General features: G+C 59.1%; 16 protein-coding genes and 1 other RNA gene. 8 read left to right on the plus strand and 9 right to left on the minus strand.

Annotated elements, in window-relative coordinates:
• Window positions 1-125: 125 nt before the first annotated feature.
• Window positions 126-287, plus strand: coding sequence for a hypothetical protein (locus tag AC2GXZ_RS02440; RefSeq protein ID WP_483757528.1), 162 nt, complete (start codon window positions 126-128; stop codon window positions 285-287).
• Here the strand turns inward: AC2GXZ_RS02440 and AC2GXZ_RS02445 are convergent, their stop codons facing one another.
• The 9 genes from AC2GXZ_RS02445 to tkt all read right to left on the minus strand — a co-directional run bounded on the left by AC2GXZ_RS02445 (window position 288) and on the right by tkt (window position 12,529).
• The gene (locus tag AC2GXZ_RS02445; RefSeq protein ID WP_483757529.1) at window positions 288-1,205 is read right to left on the minus strand and encodes a PhzF family phenazine biosynthesis protein; all 918 of its coding nucleotides are present in this window, start codon (window positions 1,203-1,205) and stop codon (window positions 288-290) included.
• Window positions 1,206-1,407: 202 nt separating this feature from the next.
• Window positions 1,408-2,304, minus strand: a complete 897-nt coding sequence (locus AC2GXZ_RS02450) for a fructose bisphosphate aldolase (protein WP_483757530.1) — start codon at window positions 2,302-2,304, stop codon at window positions 1,408-1,410.
• A gap of 27 nt (window positions 2,305-2,331) precedes the next feature.
• Window positions 2,332-2,577, minus strand: coding sequence for a hypothetical protein (locus tag AC2GXZ_RS02455; RefSeq protein WP_483757531.1), 246 nt, complete (start codon window positions 2,575-2,577; stop codon window positions 2,332-2,334).
• A 27-nt stretch (window positions 2,578-2,604) separates the two neighbouring features.
• Complete coding sequence (locus AC2GXZ_RS02460) at window positions 2,605-3,807, minus strand: phosphoglycerate kinase (RefSeq protein WP_483757532.1); 1,203 nt, start codon at window positions 3,805-3,807, stop codon at window positions 2,605-2,607.
• 134 nt (window positions 3,808-3,941) lie between these two features.
• The gene (locus tag AC2GXZ_RS02465) at window positions 3,942-5,765 is read right to left on the minus strand and encodes a potassium/proton antiporter (protein WP_483757533.1); all 1,824 of its coding nucleotides are present in this window, start codon (window positions 5,763-5,765) and stop codon (window positions 3,942-3,944) included.
• Window positions 5,766-6,129: 364 nt separating this feature from the next.
• Complete coding sequence (locus tag AC2GXZ_RS02470) at window positions 6,130-7,773, minus strand: tetratricopeptide repeat protein (protein WP_483757534.1); 1,644 nt, start codon at window positions 7,771-7,773, stop codon at window positions 6,130-6,132.
• 386 nt (window positions 7,774-8,159) lie between these two features.
• On the minus strand, window positions 8,160-9,155 hold the full coding sequence (locus tag AC2GXZ_RS02475) for a GGDEF domain-containing protein (RefSeq protein ID WP_483757535.1): 996 nt from the start codon (window positions 9,153-9,155) through the stop codon (window positions 8,160-8,162).
• Between the two features lie 201 nt (window positions 9,156-9,356).
• Window positions 9,357-10,367, minus strand: a complete 1,011-nt coding sequence (gene gap, locus AC2GXZ_RS02480) for a type I glyceraldehyde-3-phosphate dehydrogenase (RefSeq protein ID WP_483757536.1) — start codon at window positions 10,365-10,367, stop codon at window positions 9,357-9,359.
• A gap of 188 nt (window positions 10,368-10,555) precedes the next feature.
• Window positions 10,556-12,529, minus strand: coding sequence for a transketolase (tkt, locus tag AC2GXZ_RS02485; RefSeq protein ID WP_483757537.1), 1,974 nt, complete (start codon window positions 12,527-12,529; stop codon window positions 10,556-10,558).
• A 321-nt stretch (window positions 12,530-12,850) separates the two neighbouring features.
• Here tkt and AC2GXZ_RS02490 point away from each other — a divergent pair, with 321 nt between their 5' ends.
• From AC2GXZ_RS02490 to AC2GXZ_RS02520, 7 genes are all read left to right on the plus strand, one after another.
• Window positions 12,851-13,123 (plus strand): DUF4164 domain-containing protein, encoded by a 273-nt coding sequence (locus AC2GXZ_RS02490; RefSeq protein ID WP_483757538.1) that lies wholly within the window; start codon window positions 12,851-12,853, stop codon window positions 13,121-13,123.
• A gap of 12 nt (window positions 13,124-13,135) precedes the next feature.
• Window positions 13,136-13,513: a cell division protein ZapA gene (locus AC2GXZ_RS02495; protein WP_483757539.1), complete on the plus strand. Its 378-nt coding sequence runs from the start codon at window positions 13,136-13,138 to the stop codon at window positions 13,511-13,513.
• 78 nt (window positions 13,514-13,591) lie between these two features.
• Window positions 13,592-13,750, plus strand: a non-coding RNA gene (ssrS, locus tag AC2GXZ_RS02500) — 6S RNA.
• A gap of 151 nt (window positions 13,751-13,901) precedes the next feature.
• Window positions 13,902-14,333: an HIT family protein gene (locus AC2GXZ_RS02505; protein WP_483757540.1), complete on the plus strand. Its 432-nt coding sequence runs from the start codon at window positions 13,902-13,904 to the stop codon at window positions 14,331-14,333.
• An 82-nt stretch (window positions 14,334-14,415) separates the two neighbouring features.
• Window positions 14,416-15,915: a sensor histidine kinase gene (locus tag AC2GXZ_RS02510; RefSeq protein ID WP_483757541.1), complete on the plus strand. Its 1,500-nt coding sequence runs from the start codon at window positions 14,416-14,418 to the stop codon at window positions 15,913-15,915.
• Window positions 15,912-16,352 (plus strand): response regulator, encoded by a 441-nt coding sequence (locus tag AC2GXZ_RS02515; protein WP_483757542.1) that lies wholly within the window; start codon window positions 15,912-15,914, stop codon window positions 16,350-16,352. Before AC2GXZ_RS02510 ends, AC2GXZ_RS02515 begins: the two co-directional genes overlap by 4 nt.
• A 12-nt stretch (window positions 16,353-16,364) precedes the next feature.
• Window positions 16,365-17,396 carry a sensor histidine kinase gene (locus AC2GXZ_RS02520; protein WP_483757543.1) on the plus strand — a complete coding sequence of 344 codons (1,032 nt, stop codon included), beginning with the start codon at window positions 16,365-16,367 and terminating at the stop codon, window positions 17,394-17,396.
• The last annotated feature ends 72 nt before the right edge of the window (window positions 17,397-17,468 follow it).

Here is a 17,468-nt window from a genome sequence, read left to right on the forward strand (position 1 = left end):
GCCGAGGAGAACGGTAACGAAGGGGAGAGCAGTCAATCCTTCATGCCCCTCCCCAAGCCTATCTGTGGTGGAGTTCGCAAATGTCTACCCCGTGGCGACAGGAACCGGCCGTCGCCGGATGAGAAATGACCAAAGTAATCGCCATCCTGCTTATCCTCACCATGGGCGTGCAGATCATCAAGCCGCTCGGCTTTCCCGGCTTGAGACGGCGCACGGATTTCTGGAAGATCGCGCTTTTCGCCTTCGCGATCTGGACCGTTGCGCTGCTGGGACGTGAATTTTCCTGATCAGCACTCGACACTGCCGCGCATGACGAAAACGCAGCGACCGCTGATGCGCACATCGGTGACCTCGCCATTGTTCTTCACGACATCGAGTTCGATGATGCTTCTGCGGCCCATTTCGACGCCCTGTTCGATGGTCAGGTGAACCATGGCATCGGTGTCCGGCTGGCTGGCGACAAGATAGGCGGCAAGGGCTGCAGACGCGCTGCCGGTCGCCGGGTCTTCGGGCACGTCGTCAAGCGGGGCGAACATGCGGGCGCGGATTTTTTCGGGATGCGACTGATCGCGGACATAGAGAAACACCGAGAAGCCGAGGCCGTCACCGGGGTGTTTTCGGGCTGCCTCGCGGAAGGCGGCAAGGTCGGGCACGGCGCGGCCAAGTGTTTCCAGCGTGTCGAGTTCCGCCAGCACGAAGGCGAGGCCGACGGAGGCGAAAACAGGCTGATGCCGGTCGGTGCGGATCGTCTCGGCAGCGACCGAGATGCTGCGGGCGACGAGATCGGCGGCGACCGTTTCTCCGATCGTCAGCGGCTGTGGCGCGCGGATCGAAGCGGCCGTGACAAGCCCGGCTTCCCGTTTCAATTCGACTTCGACGATGCCTGCCTTTTCCTCGAAACGAAGCCCATTTCCGACCGGCTGGCCGAACAGCTCTTGCTGCTGGCCGAGAACATAGGCGGTGCCGACATTCGGATGCCCGGCGAAAGGGACTTCGACGGTCGGGGTGAAGATGCGCACGTTGGCGCTGTTGGCCGGATCTTGCGGTGGCATGACGAAGGTGGTTTCCGAATAGCCGAATTCGGTGGCGATCTGCTGCATCTCATCGGATGTCAGGCCGCGCGCATCAGTGATCACGGCCAGCGGATTGCCGGTGAAGCGCTCAGCGGTAAAAACATCGACGGTAATGAATTCGACGGTCGGCATGATATCTCCCCTTGTAAGGTGGGAGGAGGCTAGGGGAGGAGATCGTGGCCCACCAGTCAAACTTTGTGATGGTATCAATCTTTATTGCCTTGCCCATAAACGGGAAAAACCGCGCCGTTGCCGACGCGGTTTTCTCCCTCCCTGCAGCATCCGCGCCTCAAAAGGCTGGCGGACCCGCTGCAACGATCCTGTTGAAGGCCGATCAGGCCTTGTTGACGCTGGCCGCGTAGATCTCGTCGATGGTTTCGGCAAGGCTCGTGTCGAAGTCCGTATCGCTCATCGAGACGCGCAGGTTTTCCGTCAGAGCGCGCGAAAAGCTGGCGATCATGCCATGATTGTGGCTGAGCTTTTCGCAGGCGTCAGCGCGGGTATAGCCACCGGAAAGGGCGACGACCCGGACAACCGACTTGTGGGCGACCAGAGGTGCGTAGAAATCGGCGACCGTCGGGATCGTCAGTTTCAGCATGACATTGTCACCTGCCGGAAGCTTGTCGAGCTGCTTGGCGATCTCGTCGCGGAGAATGGCCTCGGCTTCAGCCTTGGTCGGGCTCTTGATCGAGACTTCAGGCTCGATGATCGGCACGAGGCCGTGGCCGATGATCTGACGCGCGACTTCGAACTGCTGTTCGACGACGGCGGCAATACCGACCTTGTCGGCGTTGGCGACAACAGACCGCATCTTGGTGCCGAAAATTCCCTTTTCACGGCCACGGGACAGGAGTGCGTCCAGATCGGGCATCGGCTTCATCAACTGTACGCCGTTTTCCTCGGCAAGCAGACCCTTGTCGACCTTGAGAAAGGGTACGACACCGCGCTTCTCCCAAAGGTATGAAGGAACGGCCTGGCCTTCTGCCTCACCGTCCATGGTCTGTTCGAACAGAATGGCGCCGATCACCTTGTCGCCGGTAAAAGCGGGCGCGCTCATGATGCGGACGCGCATGGCGTGCATCAGGCGGAACATTTCCTCGTCCCCCTGATAGTCTGTTTCGGAAACGCCGTAGAGACGCAAAGCTCCGGGTGTCGAACCACCGCTCTGATCCAGCGCCGCAATGAATCCTGGCGCCGAGCTGATCTTGTTCAACATCTTCGCGTCCACCATATCTCACTCCTGTCGCTAAAATGCGCGTTACGCGCCCACGTATGGTCTTTGATTTTCAAGAACAACCGGCGTGCCGGCCCGATCATTCCCCGGATCTATATGTTCCAGCTGTTGTGTTATTTCAATTTTCTCACGAGGCCACAATCGGGCGATACCAGAAGTTTTTTTAAAGGGGAATGTGCCTTTAAATAGTTGAAACGATTGAAATGATTTCAATCGTTTAAAATTTTGAATCTTTTTAAAAGCGTCATGTTGGGCGGATGCGCGGAGCATTCCGCGCATCCCGAACGCATGGAAGAATCAGGCCGTCTTGGACAACACCGCGACGCCCGGCAGTTCCTTGCCTTCCATCCATTCAAGGAAGGCGCCGCCTGCGGTGGAAATATAGGAGAAGTCGTCAGCGACGCCAGCATGGTTCAAGGCTGCGACGGTATCGCCGCCGCCGGCGACGGAAACGAGCTTGCCAGCCTTCGTCTGCTCAGCTGCGAACCTGGCGGCTGCAACGGTTGCCGTATCGAAGGGCGTGATCTCGAAAGCGCCAAGCGGGCCATTCCACACCAGTGTCGAGGCACGAGCGATCCAGCCGTTGATGACTTCTACCGATTTCGGACCGACATCGAGCATCATGGCGTCTGACGGGATGGTGTCGATCGCGACGGTCTCGTTTTCGGCATTGGCCTTGAATTCGCGGGCAACAACGCCGTCGACCGGGAGCACGATGGCGCATTGGGCGCTGGCGGCTTCCATCATGATCTGGCGGGCGGTGTCTGCGAGGTCATGCTCGCAGAGCGACTTGCCGACATTGATGCCCTGGGCGGCGATGAAGGTGTTGGCCATGCCGCCGCCGATGACCAGTGCATCGACCTTCTTCACCAAGTTCTGCAGAAGGTCGATCTTGCTCGAAACCTTGGCGCCGCCGACGATGGCGACGACCGGACGGACAGGGGCGCCGAGGCCCTTTTCCAACGCTTCGAGTTCGGCCTGCATGGTGCGGCCGGCATAGGCGGGCAAATGATGGGCAAGGCCTTCGGTCGAGGCGTGGGCACGATGGGCGGCCGAGAAGGCGTCGTTGATGTAGATGTCGCCGTTCTTCGCAAGCTCCTGCGTGAATTCGGCGTCGTTCTTTTCCTCACCCTTGTGGAACCGGGTGTTTTCGAGAAGCAGGATGTCGCCATCCTTCATCGAAGCGACTGCCTTTTCCGCATCCGGGCCGATGCAATCGGCAGCGAAGAGCACTTTCGTGCCCAGCACTTCATTAACGGCGGTGACGATCAGCGAAAGCGACATGTCGGCGACAGGTTCACCCTTCGGGCGGCCGAAATGAGCAAGCAGGATGACCTTGGCACCCTTCTTCGACAGTTCCAGAATGGTCGGGGCAACACGCTCGATGCGGGTCTTGTCGGTCACCTTGCCGTCGGCCATTGGGACGTTGAGGTCGACGCGCACGAGGATGCGCTTGCCCGCTGGGTTGCTGATGTCGTCGATGGTCTTGAATGCCGGCATTGGCTGGTCCACTCCTTGAGTGCTGAGGCTGGGGCGGGCGACGCGGTGGCCCGGCCACGGGAACTGGCGGGACCATACTATGGTTGCGGGATGACGCAAGGGCACCAACAGCCGCAGCACCGGTTCCGGCAGAGCTATTGACGCTGTGGCGGGATCGGCTTGCCGCGATATTTGCGGATGGCATCACGGACACGATGGGCGATCTCGCGCATGTTGATGAAGATCGGCAGTTTGGTCGTCGGTTCCACCGGCTCCAGCGATACGCCGATCGAGCGGATGTGGTTCATTTCATCGACTTCGCGGACGATGAGAATGATCGAACCGAAGCGGATGCGATCGGCATATTCGGCGCGGCCGTTGAGGCGAGCGATCAGCAGGTCGCCGACCGTCATCGTCTGTTCGGCAGCGGACAGGAGGCCCGGACCGTAGGCGGCATCGAGTTCCGTCGCGGGGCGTGCGGCGGAAATGGCGAAGGCGCCGAAAAATTCCTCGTCGGTCTCCTCCACCGGGGCGCGGGCGGCAAACAGCCGGTCGAGCAGCTTGCTATAGGTCGGTGCGACGAAGAGATAGACCTGATCGCCTTCGCGCAGGCGTCCGGCATATTGGTAGCGCATGCTCTTGCCGTCGCGGATGACGAGCGACGGCATGGCCCAGCGCGGAATGCGCTCACCGCTCAAAAGCGGGCTGTCCTTGATGACGCGGTAGGAAACCAGTTCGTGCTGGGCGGCGCCCGGCAGGTCCAACTCGATCTTTTCGACTGCTCCCATGCGGGGCGGGATGATGAGGCCGAGGTAATTCGCCACCGGCTTGATCGTCCAGCCCTGCACGAGAAGCGAAACCAGTACGATGATGAAGGTGACGTTGAAATAAAGCTCGCCGTTTTCCACGCCGCTCAGCATCGGCATGATGGCCAGCAGGATGGAGACTGCACCACGCAGGCCGACCCAGGCGACGAAGCCGATCTCCTGCTGGGTGAAGTCATAGGGCAGCAGGCTCAACCAGACAGCAATCGGCCGGGCGCAGAAGATCAGAAACAGTGCCAGACCCACGGCCGGCAGAAAAATGCTCGGGAATTGCGATGGGGTGGCCAGCAATCCGAGCACGAGGAACATGATGATCTGGGCAAGCCAGGTCAGCCCCTCGTTGAAACGGGCGATTTGCTGCTTGGCGAACATCTTGCGATTGCCGGCATACATGCCGGCAACATAGACCGCGAGGAAGCCACTGCCGCCCACGGTGCCGGTGAATGAGAATACGAGGAGAGCGAGTGTCAGGCCGAAAATCGGCGCCAGGCCGCGGTCGGAGGTGAAGCGGTTGAGGATCCAGACGATCATCATGCCACCGAGCAGGCCGCAAATGAGGCCGAGCCCCATCTCCTCGAAGAAGGTGAAAAAGAAGTGGAGGTCGATGCCGGAAAGGCGCTGTCCGGTGCCGATCAGTTCGGCGATCGCAATGGTCAGGAAGATCGCCATCGGATCGTTGGTGCCGGATTCGACTTCCAGCGTCGAGCGCACCTTGTCGCGGATATTGATGCCGCCGATGCGCAACAGGAAGAACACGGCGGCGGCATCCGTCGAGGCGACGATCGAGCCGAGCAGCAGGCCTTCGAGCCAGCCAAAACCGAGAAACAATGCTGCCGCGAAGGCGAAGATGCTGGCGGTCAGCAGAACGCCCACAGTCGCCAGCGTGATCGCCGGCACCGCGGCAATCCTGAAGGAATGGATCGGGGTGATGAAGCCGGAATCGAACAGGATGATGGCAAGCGCCAGCGATCCCAACATGAAGGTGAAGGGATAGTTGGAAAATTGTATGCCGAGGCCGTCAACGCCTGCAAGAAGTCCGATCGCAAGAAAGACAAGAAGCAGCGGCGCGCCGAAGCGGAAGGCAAGAAGGCTGGAGAAGGCTGAAACCAGCACCAGAAGCGTGCCGATCAACAATACAATATAAAACGCCTCCAACGGCTCCGACCTCTTTGTTTGCCGCCATGCTCCCGGCCAACCGGCAACACAGATCGTCGCGGAACCGTGTCATGGCCGCGGATTGCGTGTCGGAGCGGGGGCAGATCCGGCACAGCCGGAGCGAATCGTTACGGTGAGCGATTAGGCGGCAATAAATCCGGCAAGAGAAGGGCGGGAGAGGAAAAAAGGACGGCCGTGTCGTTTTCGGCGCATCGTCTTTCAGGAAGCAGCACGCCACAGGCATGCGCTGCCCCAATGAGATTTGGATGGCCGGTTCCGCAGCCAGCAACCGGCCGCTTCTTGCGCCAGGGAAGACGGGGGATGTTATCCCCGGACGCAAGCGAAATGGACGCGGCGCCGCAAGCTAGTTTGCAAGCTTGGCATCCAATTCCTCCTTTTTCTTCAGGGCGTCGGGAATGCTGCCATTGGCAAGAGATGCATTGCAGTCGTCGAGCGCCTTTCGAAACTCGCCGAGTTCCATATAGGCGTAACACCGGTTGTTATAGGCAACGGCAACATCGGGTTTGCCGGTCAATCTGGTGTCGTAGAGATAGGCATATCTGTTGAGAACATCGAGCGCGGCCTGATTGTCCTTGTTGCCGAAATAGATCATCGAAAGTTCGATTGCCGCGGCCGATCTGAAATCGTTCTGAGAGGACGCGACCTGCACCAGATCGGTGATCGCCTTCTCGCTCTCGTTGATTTCGTGGTAGGACACGCCTCTCCAGTAAAAGGCATTCAAACCGTTTTCCGGATCGTCGACGATCGTTGAACACTCGCTGATCGCCTGGGCAAACTGTTTCATCTGGTAGTCGCCATAACAAAGATGGAGCCGGGCCGATGTCTTGCCGCTGAGGTCCCAGGCAGCCCGTGCCGCCGTCGCCATATCTGCCGGCCTGTGGCCTCTGGAATAGATCTGCATCAACCCTTCGTGGATCCTCGCCTGCGCCAAGTCCCTCTGTTCCGTCGTCGGGAACGTTGCCGAATGAAGGTCACGCAAAGCCTCGTTGAATTTGCTGATGGCGTTGTCGGTAAAACCCTTCTGCAGCCAGGAACGGGCCACGAGTTGATCGATGATGAAGTGGTTTCGTGCGCCGTCCGCTTCCGTCAAGCGGGGGTCACTGTGATAGCTGGTTGCGGCAAACTGGAGTATCCGGCCGGAAAACGCGTCCGATCCGTATTGCTCGATCATCGATCCTATGAGGGACAGGATTGCTTCGTTGATCTCGTAGGAGTCGAGCATTGCCAGCTCATCAAGCGAGTTTTTGATCAGCGATTCGAGGTCTGGCCTGACCGACTGCTTCATGGCCGACTGGAAACACGCAAGATAGACGTCGCCCTGTTTGTCAATGCAGGACGTTCCCGCCGTTTGCAGCAACAAGGCGTAAAGCTGAAGCGGCAAAAGTTTCAGCGCCGATCCAGCCGGTGCGTCTGCGCTGTACTGATCGACAAAATCATACATCGCGCCAAGGTCGCCGCCCCATTTGGGTTGCAGGACCGTGAGCATGACGGAATAGGAGGGGATGAAGTGCGGATAGATTTCGACCGCGTCTTCGAAGGCCCGACGCAGGTCTTCGATACTGCCATAACCGCGGAGAAGCTTGAGACGAAGATGCAGGCCATAAGCCGACTGCGGATCGAGCGTCAGAACGAATTGGACGTCATCGAGCCCCTTGCGCAAGATGCTGGCAAATGCCGCCTGCGCATCCTTGTCCGTTTGATTGGTAAAACGGTTGCCTCGCTTGCTCCAGGCGAGGTCCAGGTAATATTGCGCCCTGATCAATCGGGGTAACGGAGTAAGCGGAGTTCGATCAACCCAGGCGGAAAGAGAGCGTTCAAAGGAAGGATCGGTCAGGTCGTTGACCGCGCCAACGAAATCCGCGAACGGGTAAAACGTCCATATCCCGGCACGGCTTGCTCCAAGAATGCGTCCGGCTATCTTCGTCGCTGCCGCAAAATCATAACGTTTGATCGCCTGCTGAACGAGCCTGGCACTTACGAGGGGCAAATTTTCGCTCGGCCCTCGCGAATTTGGCGCCTGCGCAACTTCCGGAACGCCGCGACCGTGATCTCCTGCTATCCTCAGATGCCAGCCAAAGGGCTCCAGCTCACCGGACGGCGAAATGGACAGGTATCGGGATCCGACTAAAGCGCCGCCCAGTGCCAAAGCTATTGCGGACGCGACCAGAAACACCAAGCCGGTTGGAGTCACCCTCATTTGGTAGGTCATTCTCTACAGTCACCTCCAGCACGATATCTCCGTCGTGCAGGAGCTGGCTCCCGCAAGCGTGCTGGGTCCACGATCATGCAATCATGAATTGCATGCAAGCCGTGTGGTCAATGAAGCCTGGTATTCCTCCCGTTACGGGAAAGAATTCCTTACGGGGGGCTGCGTCAGGCGACGTCCGCAATCGCGTCGGATATAGGCAATAGACGGAAGTTGTTCTTGCCGGTCGCTTTCACCGCATAGAGGGCCTTATCCGCTTCGGCGAAGATATCCTTGGCGGCAGCTCCCTGAAGGATCATCGCAGCGCCGATGGAGGCGCTCACCTTGAATTTGTCCGCAGATGATCCGACCCACCATTCGAGCTTGTCGACGACGTGCCGGCAGATGTCTTCAAGGTTGTTCACAGATCCGTAGTCATGGATGACGGCAAACTCATCGCCGCCGAGGCGGGCGATGAGAGTTGCGTCCGGCACCGCCTGCGAGATCCGTCGGGCAGCCTCGCGCAGGCAGTCATCGCCCGCCTGGTGTCCGAGCCTGTCATTGACCGCCTTGAAACTATCGAGATCGATCAGCAGCAGCGCTTTCTGTTCCTCGGCGCCGGAAGCGACAATATCGTCGAGCATTCTTTCGAACTTCGACCGGGAGGCAAGACCGGTCACGGTGTCGGTTTCGGCCAGGTGGCGAAGCTGCTCGAACAGGGTTTTTTCTGCGGTTACATCCTGCTTCATTCCAAACAGGCGAACAGGCACCCCATCCTGCCTTTCGACGATCGCCGTAATCCGGATCCACCGCAATTCGCCCTTGGCGGTATTGATCCTGGCGTCGAGGGTGAACCCCTCGCCACTGTCGATCGCCGCGCTGCGGATTTTCGTCAATTCCGCGCGGGATTCCGGGGTGTAGAGAGCAACCGTCGCAGCCCTTGTCAGGGGCGATCTTGGTTCCAGACCGAACAATTCATAGACAGTGTCCGTCCAGGTGATTTTTTCGTCTGGCAGGGTGCATTCCCAGATGCCGACACGGGCAGCCTTGAACGACTTGTCGAACAGTTCCTGAAGCTGGTTGAACTGCTGGGAATTTTCGGATGAGGGAGGGCGGGGTCCGTCGGCATTCAATGTCACTGCGTCGTGAGGGGTTTCGCAATGAGATTGCAAACGGTTCGGCATAGATCATCTTCCCACATGCCGACGTCATCTCGGCGCTTTAGATGATCGCAATATGCAGCGAAAACGTTTCACTTCTGTTTCCGAAAACGACGGCAACATCGACGAATTCGAGCGTGCTGGACATTTCCGCGCAAAAAGAAAGCCCCTCCTTCATCGAAGGAGGGGCTTTTTCTCGAAAATACAGGCGTTTGGACCTTGGATTTAGAGCAGCTTGCCCATAGCCACCGAGGTGTCGGCCATGCGGTTGGAGAAGCCCCATTCGTTGTCGTACCAGGACAGAACGCGAACGAAGTTGCCTTCCAGCACCTTGGTCTGATCGATCGCGAAGATCGAGGAATGGCTGTCATGGTTGAAGTCGCGGCTGACCAGCGGCTCTTCGGTGTAACCGAGGATGCCCTTCAGCTTGCCATCGGCGGCAGCCTTGATGGCGTCGTTGATTTCGGCAACCGTGGTGTTCTTCTTGGCGACGAACTTGAAGTCGACGACCGAGACGTTGGGGGTCGGCACGCGGATCGAGGTGCCGTCGAGACGGCCCTTGAGGTGCGGCAGAACCAGACCGACGGCCTTTGCGGCACCAGTCGAGGTCGGGATCATGGACAGGGCTGCGGCGCGGGCGCGATACAGGTCCTTGTGCATGGTGTCGAGCGTCGGCTGGTCACCCGTGTAGGAGTGGATCGTGGTCATGAAGCCGTGGTCGATGCCGACAGCGTCATCCAGCGCCTTGACGACCGGAACCAGGCAGTTAGTCGTGCAGGAGGCGTTGGAGATGACCAGGTGGTCCTTGGTCAACTGGTCGTCATTGACGCCGAAGACGACGGTGAGGTCTGCGCCTTCGCCCGGTGCCGAGATGATGACGCGCTTGGCACCGGCCGTCAGATGGGCCGCAGCCTTTTCACGCGAGGTGAAGATGCCGGTGCATTCGAGCGCGATATCGACGCCGAGTTCCTTGTGCGGCAGCTGGGCCGGATCGCGAACGGCAGTCACCTTGATCGGCTTGCCGCCGCCAACGGTGATCGTGTCGCCATCGACCTTCACGTCGGCCGGGAACTTGCCGTGGATGCTGTCGTAGCGGAGAAGGTGGGCGTTGGTTTCGACCGGGCCGAGGTCGTTGATGGCAACGACCTCGATGTCGGTGCGACCGGATTCGACGATGGCGCGCAGGACGTTGCGGCCGATGCGGCCGAAGCCGTTGATGGCTACCTTTACAGTCATATGAGCTTTACTCCCTGATAGTGGGGCTGTGTTCTACCGCAATTCCGCATTTCTTTTAAAAAGCGAAATTGCTCTACTTCCCTGATTGAAGCAGTTCCGGATGCAAAACCGCTACGCACTTTTGCTGGAACTCACTCCCTAGCGCGAGTGAAGGCTGCCCCACTTTGATCTAGGGCAGCCTTTTCGAATTAAATTTTCGCTTCGGCGGCGGCGACGATTGCCTCGACCGTGATGCCGAAATGCTTGAAGACATCCTTGGCCGGACCGGAAGCGCCAAAGCCCTTCATGCCGATGAACGTGCCTTCCGGTCCGATAAAGGCATCCCAGCCTTCACGAACAGCAGCTTCGGCAGCGATCTTCACCGGCGAGGAGCCGATGACTTCGGCACGGTAGGCGTCCGGCTGTTCGAAGAACAGTTCGGTCGACGGAACCGAGACGACGCGGACGGTCGTGCCCTTTTCCTCGAGCGTCTTGCGGGCGGCGACGGCCATTTCGACCTCGGAGCCCGAAGCGAAGATCGTCACCTTGGCATCGGCATTGCCGGCCAGGGTGTAGGCGCCAAGAGCCGAGAGGTTCTTTTCCGAATATTCGGTGCGAACGGTCGTGAGGTTCTGGCGGGTGAGCGCAAGACCCGAAGGACGATCCTTGGTCGAGACGGCAATCTGCCAGCACTCGGCCGTTTCGACGGCATCGGCCGGGCGGAACATCATCAGGTTCGGGATCGCGCGCAGCGAAGCCATCTGCTCGACCGGCTGGTGGGTCGGGCCGTCTTCGCCGACGCCGATCGAATCATGCGTCAGGACATGGATGACGCGAATGCCCATCAGCGAGGCAAGGCGGATCGGCGGGCGGCAATAATCCGAGAAGATCATGAAGCCGCCGCCATAGGGGATCAGTCCACCATGCAGGGCGACGCCGTTCATTGCCGACGCCATGCCGTGTTCGCGGATGCCCCAGTGCATGTAGCGACCGGAGAAGTCGGTCGGCGTGACCGAGATCATCTGGCTGGTCTTGGTGTTGTTCGACGGCGTCAGATCGGCAGAGCCGCCAAGCGTTTCCGGCAGGAAGCCGTTGATGACTTCCAGCGCATCTTCTGATGCCTTGCGGGTTGCGATCGTCGGCTTGGTTTCGGCAAGCTTCTTCTTGTAGTCGAGGATTGCTGTATCGAAGCCGGCCGGCAGATCACCGGCAAAACGACGCGAGAACTCGGCCTTGTTGGCGGATTTTTCGAGGCGGCCTTCCCAGGCCTTGACGGCATCGGCAGAGCGGGTGCCGGCAGCGCGCCAATCGGACAGGACGTCGTTTGGAACGACGAAGGGTTCGTAATCCCAGTTCAGTGCCTTGCGGGTGGCGGCAATTTCTTCGGCGCCGAGCGGCGAACCGTGAACCTTGTGGCTACCGGCCTTGTTCGGCGAGCCGAAACCGATCGTCGTCTTGCAGGCGATGAAAGTCGGCTTGTCAGACTTGTGGGCTTCTTCGATCGCGGCGGCAATCGCTTCCTGGTCATGGCCGTCGATTTCGATCGTGTGCCAGTGAACCGCCTTGAAGCGCATGATCTGGTCGGTCGAATCCGACAGGGAGACCGCGCCGTCGATGGTGATCGAGTTGTTGTCCCAGAAGAGGATGAGCTTGTTGAGCTTCAGGTGGCCGGCAAGCGCGATCGCCTCATGGCTGATGCCTTCCATCAGGCAGCCGTCGCCGTTGATCACATAGGTGTAGTGATCCTGCAGGTCGGCGCCGAATTCCTCGCGCAGCTTGCGTTCGGCAATCGCCATGCCGACGGCATTGCCGATGCCCTGGCCGAGCGGACCGGTGGTCGTCTCGATGCCCGTGGCGTGGCCGTATTCGGGGTGGCCGGCAGTCTTGGAGCCGAGCTGGCGGAAACCTTTCAGGTCTTCCACCGTCATGTCCGGATAACCGGTGAGATAGAGAACCGAATAAAGCAGCATCGAGCCGTGGCCGGCCGACAGGACGAAGCGGTCGCGGTCTGGCCAATGCGGCTTCAGCGGATCAAACTTCAGGTATTTGGAAAAGAGGACGGTTGCGACGTCTGCCATGCCCATCGGCATGCCAGGGTGGCCAGAGTTTGCCTTTTCGACGGCATCCATGGCGAGAAAACGGATTGCATTTGCCATCCGGTCGTTTTGTTCGCGAGAAGTCATGGCTAATCCACTGTGTCCGGGTGTCGGTCGGAGCCCTTTAAAGGGCCTTTTGAGGGAGCGCCTGATCCATATCAGGTGCAACGGGCAAGTCAACAAAAGCGGGAGGCGGACGCCAGATAATGAGCAGGTCTGCCGAAAGCCGCCTCATGTTTGAGCAGGTCTGTACAAATGCAATATAAGGCGCTTGATCCACAAGTCGATGATGTCGGGACGGTTGTCGTTTGTTGACCGGCATTCATGGGGTGAATAATCTTCTCATTCAATTGGCGAGAACCAATCGGCCGATTCGGCTGAACTCGCATTCTCAGCGGGATATCATGAATGCCGGCAGACAAGACGGTTGAGGTGGCGCTTTCAGAACTGCGTGCGGCGGTTGGCAGCCTGGAAAATGCCGTGGACGCCCGGATCGAGCGCCAGCGGGAAAACCGCGACGTCGACAGCGAAGTTCGCCGCGTCCACGCGGACCGCTCCCGTCTGGCACAGGAACTCGACCAGTCGCAATTTCGCGCCAATCGTCTGGAAGAGGTCAATCGTGAAGTGTCCCGCCGGCTGGTCACTGCGATGGAGACCATACGCGCCGTGCTGGATCGCTAAGGACAGGTAACGATGGCCCAGATAACAGTCACGATCGACGGCAAGGCCTATCGCATGGCCTGCGAAGAGGGGCAGGAAGATCACCTGACCCAGCTGGCGGACCGGCTTGACCGTTATGTCGGCCATCTCAAGGGGCAGTTCGGCGAAATCGGCGATCTGAGGATCACCGTGATGGCCGGTATCATGATCATGGACGAGTTGTCGGAGATGACCCGCAAGGTCTCGGCGCTCGAGGCGGAAGTCGATGCACTGAAATCCAATCGCGACGGCTCGCTCGAGAGCCAGGAGCGTAACGAGCAGGCGCTTGTGTCGACGATCGGTGATCTTGCCTCGCGTATCGAAGGGCTTGCCGCAAAGCTGAACGGGCGCACGCCGGCACAGGCAAACTAATCCCGGTAACCAACAAGCCGCAAAAAAAACGCAGTGACTGCCTCTGGCGCGCGCTGCGCTTCGCACTTATATTGCCGATGCGATCTGCGCTTCACGACAGGAACCACAATCCCTGGGGCCATACTCGATCCAAAGGGAGCTGTCCCTGACCAGGCCCGTGGGCCTGGACATATGGCGCCCACCTACGTTTGTAGGCACCCAGGATCGTAAAAATCCATCGGTCGCCGCGGATCGCACTGTTTTCTTTGATGCTCCTCAGCATGTACCGCGCATTGCAGCGCCGTGTTTGATCCCGGCGCGGCAAACTTGTGTGTGAGCGGCTTTTTACCATTTGTCATCATGCTCATGCCAAAGGCTGCGCAAAACAGCTATGGTCTTGAGGGGCAGCATGAATCTTATTGAAGAACGGGTTGCAGCGGCGCGTGCCGGAACAAACCCATTCGTTATCTCCCGTCTATCCTCCGGTTGGCTGGTCATCGGGGATGTGCAGCCTCTTCCGGGCTACTGTCTTCTGCTTGCTGATCCGGTCGTCCCGAGCCTCAATGCCCTTGCTTCGAACAAGCGGGTGGAATTCCTCAGCGATATGGCCCTGATCGGCGATGCACTGCTCGCCGTGACCGATTGCGCTCGGGTCAATTATGAGATCTGGGGCAACACCGAGCCTGCTTTGCATGCCCACATCATGCCGCGATACGAGATGGAAGCCGAGGATAAGCGTCGTCTGCCCGCATGCATGAGCTATGCGTGGCGAGACGCGCCCAAGTCGTTGGATGATGTCTGCGTGGCATTGATGGCAAAGCTGCGTATGTTTCTGGGGTGACGCTCGCTGCGGCCGATATGGCTTGACAATCAGGGCGTCGCCGCCAAGTTCTTGCCGTCAATGTCCAACGGTGGTTTGCTTTATGCCCATATCGAACAGAACCTTCACCCGATCGTCGCTTCTCATGCTTTTGATCGGTGCAGGGCTGCTTCTCGCCATCGTGCTCTCGTCGTTTTTTCTTGCCAGCATGACCCGCTCCTATTTCGACGATGTCACAAAGCTAAGGGCTGTGCGGTCGGTGGCGGGTGACCTGCTGCTGATGCTGAACAGCGCGGAATCGGGACAACGCGGATATCTTGTCGTTCAGAACGAGGCGTTTCTGGAACCTTACCAGAAGGCTCTCGAAGCCCTGCCGGCGCAGGTCGACCGGCTCGAGCGGGTGGCGAAAAATCAGAACACCGTCAACGTTCCGATGGACGAGATCCGTCGGCTGATCGCTGACAAGGTGACGGAGATGCAGTCGACGCTCAACCTGGCGAGCCAAGGGCACCTCCCGGACGCGGTCGCGATCGTGGCCAACGAATCCGGTTTCGTCGTCATGCAGAGAATTCGCGAATTGCTCGGCACGGCGATCGGAGAACTGGACGGGCATCTCATCGCCGGCATTGACGATCTGCGCAATACGGCCAGTTCACTGCAATATTTTACCATTGGAGGCGGGTTTCTCATCATCCTGGTGATCGGCGGAGCGATTGCCGTCGTCATGAGCCATGTGCGGGAACTCGATGGTGCGCGCGCCGAAGTCGAGGCGCTTAATGTCGGTCTGGAGGAGCGGGTCAACGAGCGTACCGAAGACCTGATGCAGGCCAACCGCGAAATCCAGCGTTATGCCTATATCGTCTCGCATGATCTCAGGGCGCCGCTCGTCAATATCATGGGGTTCACCAGCGAGCTCGATACGTCGCTGAAGTCGATCGGGGCCTATGTGCTTGCAGACGATGCGAAGCCGAGCGAGAGCGAGATACGCGAGGCGCGGCTTGCCGTCGAGGAAGACCTGCCGGAGGCGATCGGCTTCATCCGCTCCTCGACGAGGAAGATGGATACGCTGATCAACGCCATCTTGAAGATATCGCGGGACGGCCGGCGCGAGCTGAAGCCGGAGCGGGTCGATCTTGGCGAATTGCTGGAAACCACGGCTGCAAGCGTCTATCATCAGGTCAGCGATGCAGGCGGTGAAGTGTCGATTTCGGTCGATGCGGCTCGCGGCATGATAACAGACCGCTTTTCGATGGAGCAGATTTTCGGCAATCTGTTCGACAATGCGGTAAAGTACAATCATCCGGACCGGCCGCTCAACCTGGCGGTCAAGGCTTACCCGATGGGGCGCAGCGCCGTCAGGATCGAGGTTGCCGACAATGGTCGCGGCATTGCGCAGGAAGATCACGAACGCGTCTTCGAACTGTTCCGTCGTGCGGGCAGGCAGGACAAGCCGGGTGAGGGGATCGGGCTTGCGCATGTACGATCGTTAGTCAGAAATTTAGGCGGCGAAATTACTGTGACATCCACGCTGGGCGGCGGTTCGACATTCGTCATCCGCCTGCCTGTCGATTTGTCCCAGTATGTCAGGAGTAACGGGTCATGAAAGCAGCCGGCAAGGAAGTCACGATCGTGATGATCGAGGACGACGAGGGTCATGCCCGCCTGATCGAGAAGAATGTGCGCCGCGCCGGCGTCAACAATGAGATCGTGCCGTTCACCAACGGCAACCAGGCGCTCGACTATATTCTCGGGCCCGACCGGTCCGGTGAAGCGACCCAGGATCGCCACCTGTTGATCCTCCTCGACCTCAATCTCCCCGATATGTCGGGTATTGACATACTCGAGAAGGTGAAGTCCAACCCTCATGCCAAGCGACTGCCCGTAGTGATCCTCACGACGACGGACGATGAGCGGGAAATTCAGCGCTGCTACGATCTTGGCGCGAACGTCTATATTACCAAACCAGTGGACTATGATAACTTTGCGCATGCCATCCGACAGCTGGGGCTGTTCTTTGCCGTGATGCAGATACCCGGATAATAACGAGAAGAGATGCCGCGAACGATCCTTTATGTTGACGACGATGTCGCCCTGGCACGTCTCGCGGAACGCCATCTCGGTCGCGCCGGCTATGATGTGATCGCCGCCGTCGATGGCGAAAGCGCCATGGCGGTGATTGAAAAGGGCGGGATCGATGCCGTCGTTCTCGACCATTATCTGCGGGCAGAGACCGGGCTCGACATCTTTCATCGACTGCAGGAGCGGGATGCCAGCATTCCGGTCATCTATGTCACCGGCTCCAGCGATGCGACGATTGCCATCGAGGCGATGAAGAACGGCGCGTCCGATTACGTCATCAAGACGGTCGGTGAGGAATTCTGGCCATTGATGCAGAATGCGATCGGCCAGGCGATCAGCAATGCCGATCTGCGCCGCGAAAAGGAAAAGGCCGAACAGGAAATCCGGCTGGGCAAGGAAAGGGCGGAGGTCCTGCTGGCCGAGGTCAATCACCGGGTTGCTAACAGCCTTGCGCTCGTTGCGGCACTGATCCGCCTGCAGGTGGGCAGCAGCAAGAGCGACGAAGCGAAGGCGGCGCTTGCCGAGACGCAGGCGCGCATCACCGCGATCGCCGGCATGCATCGCAGTCTCTACACATCCGATGACGTGCGCCAGGTCGATATGGACAAATATCTCGGAACCCTGGTCAACGAGGCCCAGGGGACGATGAGCGATCGCCAGGGGCATGCCATCCGCCTTGATGCAGACTGCATCGCGCTGACATCGGACAGGGCCGTCTCTGTCGGGATGATCGTCACGGAACTGCTGACCAATGCGGTGAAATATGCCTATCCTGCGGGTCAGGACGGTGAGGTGAGGGTATTGTTCAAGCGCCAGCCGGACGGCAAGGCGCTGCTTGCCGTCGAAGACGATGGCATCGGCTGGAAAGAGGGCGATACGGTGAGGGGCACCGGTCTTGGAAGCCGGATCGTCAAATCCATGGCATCGACGCTTGGCTCGTCGATCCAGTATGTGGAGCGTCCCATCGGAACGCGGGCGGAACTGGTTATCGACGTCGCGGTCTGACGAAGTGTCCCGGCAATTGTTCCAGCCATTGCATTAGTGGCGATGCCCCCTTATGATTTTAGTTGTATATGA

The sequence above is a fragment of the Aliirhizobium sp. YIM B11859 genome, assembly GCF_057163345.1.

Bases quoted from the DNA above. Each gene is read 5' to 3' on its own strand.
- AC2GXZ_RS02440 (WP_483757528.1), top strand. From the start codon at position 126: ATGACCAAAGTAATCGCCATCCTGCTTATCCTCACCATGGGCGTGCAG.
- AC2GXZ_RS02445 (WP_483757529.1), bottom strand. From the start codon at position 1,205: ATGCCGACCGTCGAATTCATTACCGTCGATGTTTTTACCGCTGAGCGC.
- AC2GXZ_RS02450 (WP_483757530.1), bottom strand. From the start codon at position 2,304: ATGGTGGACGCGAAGATGTTGAACAAGATCAGCTCGGCGCCAGGATTC.
- AC2GXZ_RS02455 (WP_483757531.1), bottom strand. From the start codon at position 2,577: ATGCTCCGCGCATCCGCCCAACATGACGCTTTTAAAAAGATTCAAAAT.
- AC2GXZ_RS02460 (WP_483757532.1), bottom strand. From the start codon at position 3,807: ATGCCGGCATTCAAGACCATCGACGACATCAGCAACCCAGCGGGCAAG.
- AC2GXZ_RS02475 (WP_483757535.1), bottom strand. From the start codon at position 9,155: ATGCCGAACCGTTTGCAATCTCATTGCGAAACCCCTCACGACGCAGTG.
- gap (WP_483757536.1), bottom strand. From the start codon at position 10,367: ATGACTGTAAAGGTAGCCATCAACGGCTTCGGCCGCATCGGCCGCAAC.
- tkt (WP_483757537.1), bottom strand. From the start codon at position 12,529: ATGACTTCTCGCGAACAAAACGACCGGATGGCAAATGCAATCCGTTTT.
- AC2GXZ_RS02490 (WP_483757538.1), top strand. From the start codon at position 12,851: ATGCCGGCAGACAAGACGGTTGAGGTGGCGCTTTCAGAACTGCGTGCG.
- AC2GXZ_RS02495 (WP_483757539.1), top strand. From the start codon at position 13,136: ATGGCCCAGATAACAGTCACGATCGACGGCAAGGCCTATCGCATGGCC.
- AC2GXZ_RS02505 (WP_483757540.1), top strand. From the start codon at position 13,902: ATGAATCTTATTGAAGAACGGGTTGCAGCGGCGCGTGCCGGAACAAAC.
- AC2GXZ_RS02510 (WP_483757541.1), top strand. From the start codon at position 14,416: ATGCCCATATCGAACAGAACCTTCACCCGATCGTCGCTTCTCATGCTT.
- AC2GXZ_RS02515 (WP_483757542.1), top strand. From the start codon at position 15,912: ATGAAAGCAGCCGGCAAGGAAGTCACGATCGTGATGATCGAGGACGAC.
- AC2GXZ_RS02520 (WP_483757543.1), top strand. From the start codon at position 16,365: ATGCCGCGAACGATCCTTTATGTTGACGACGATGTCGCCCTGGCACGT.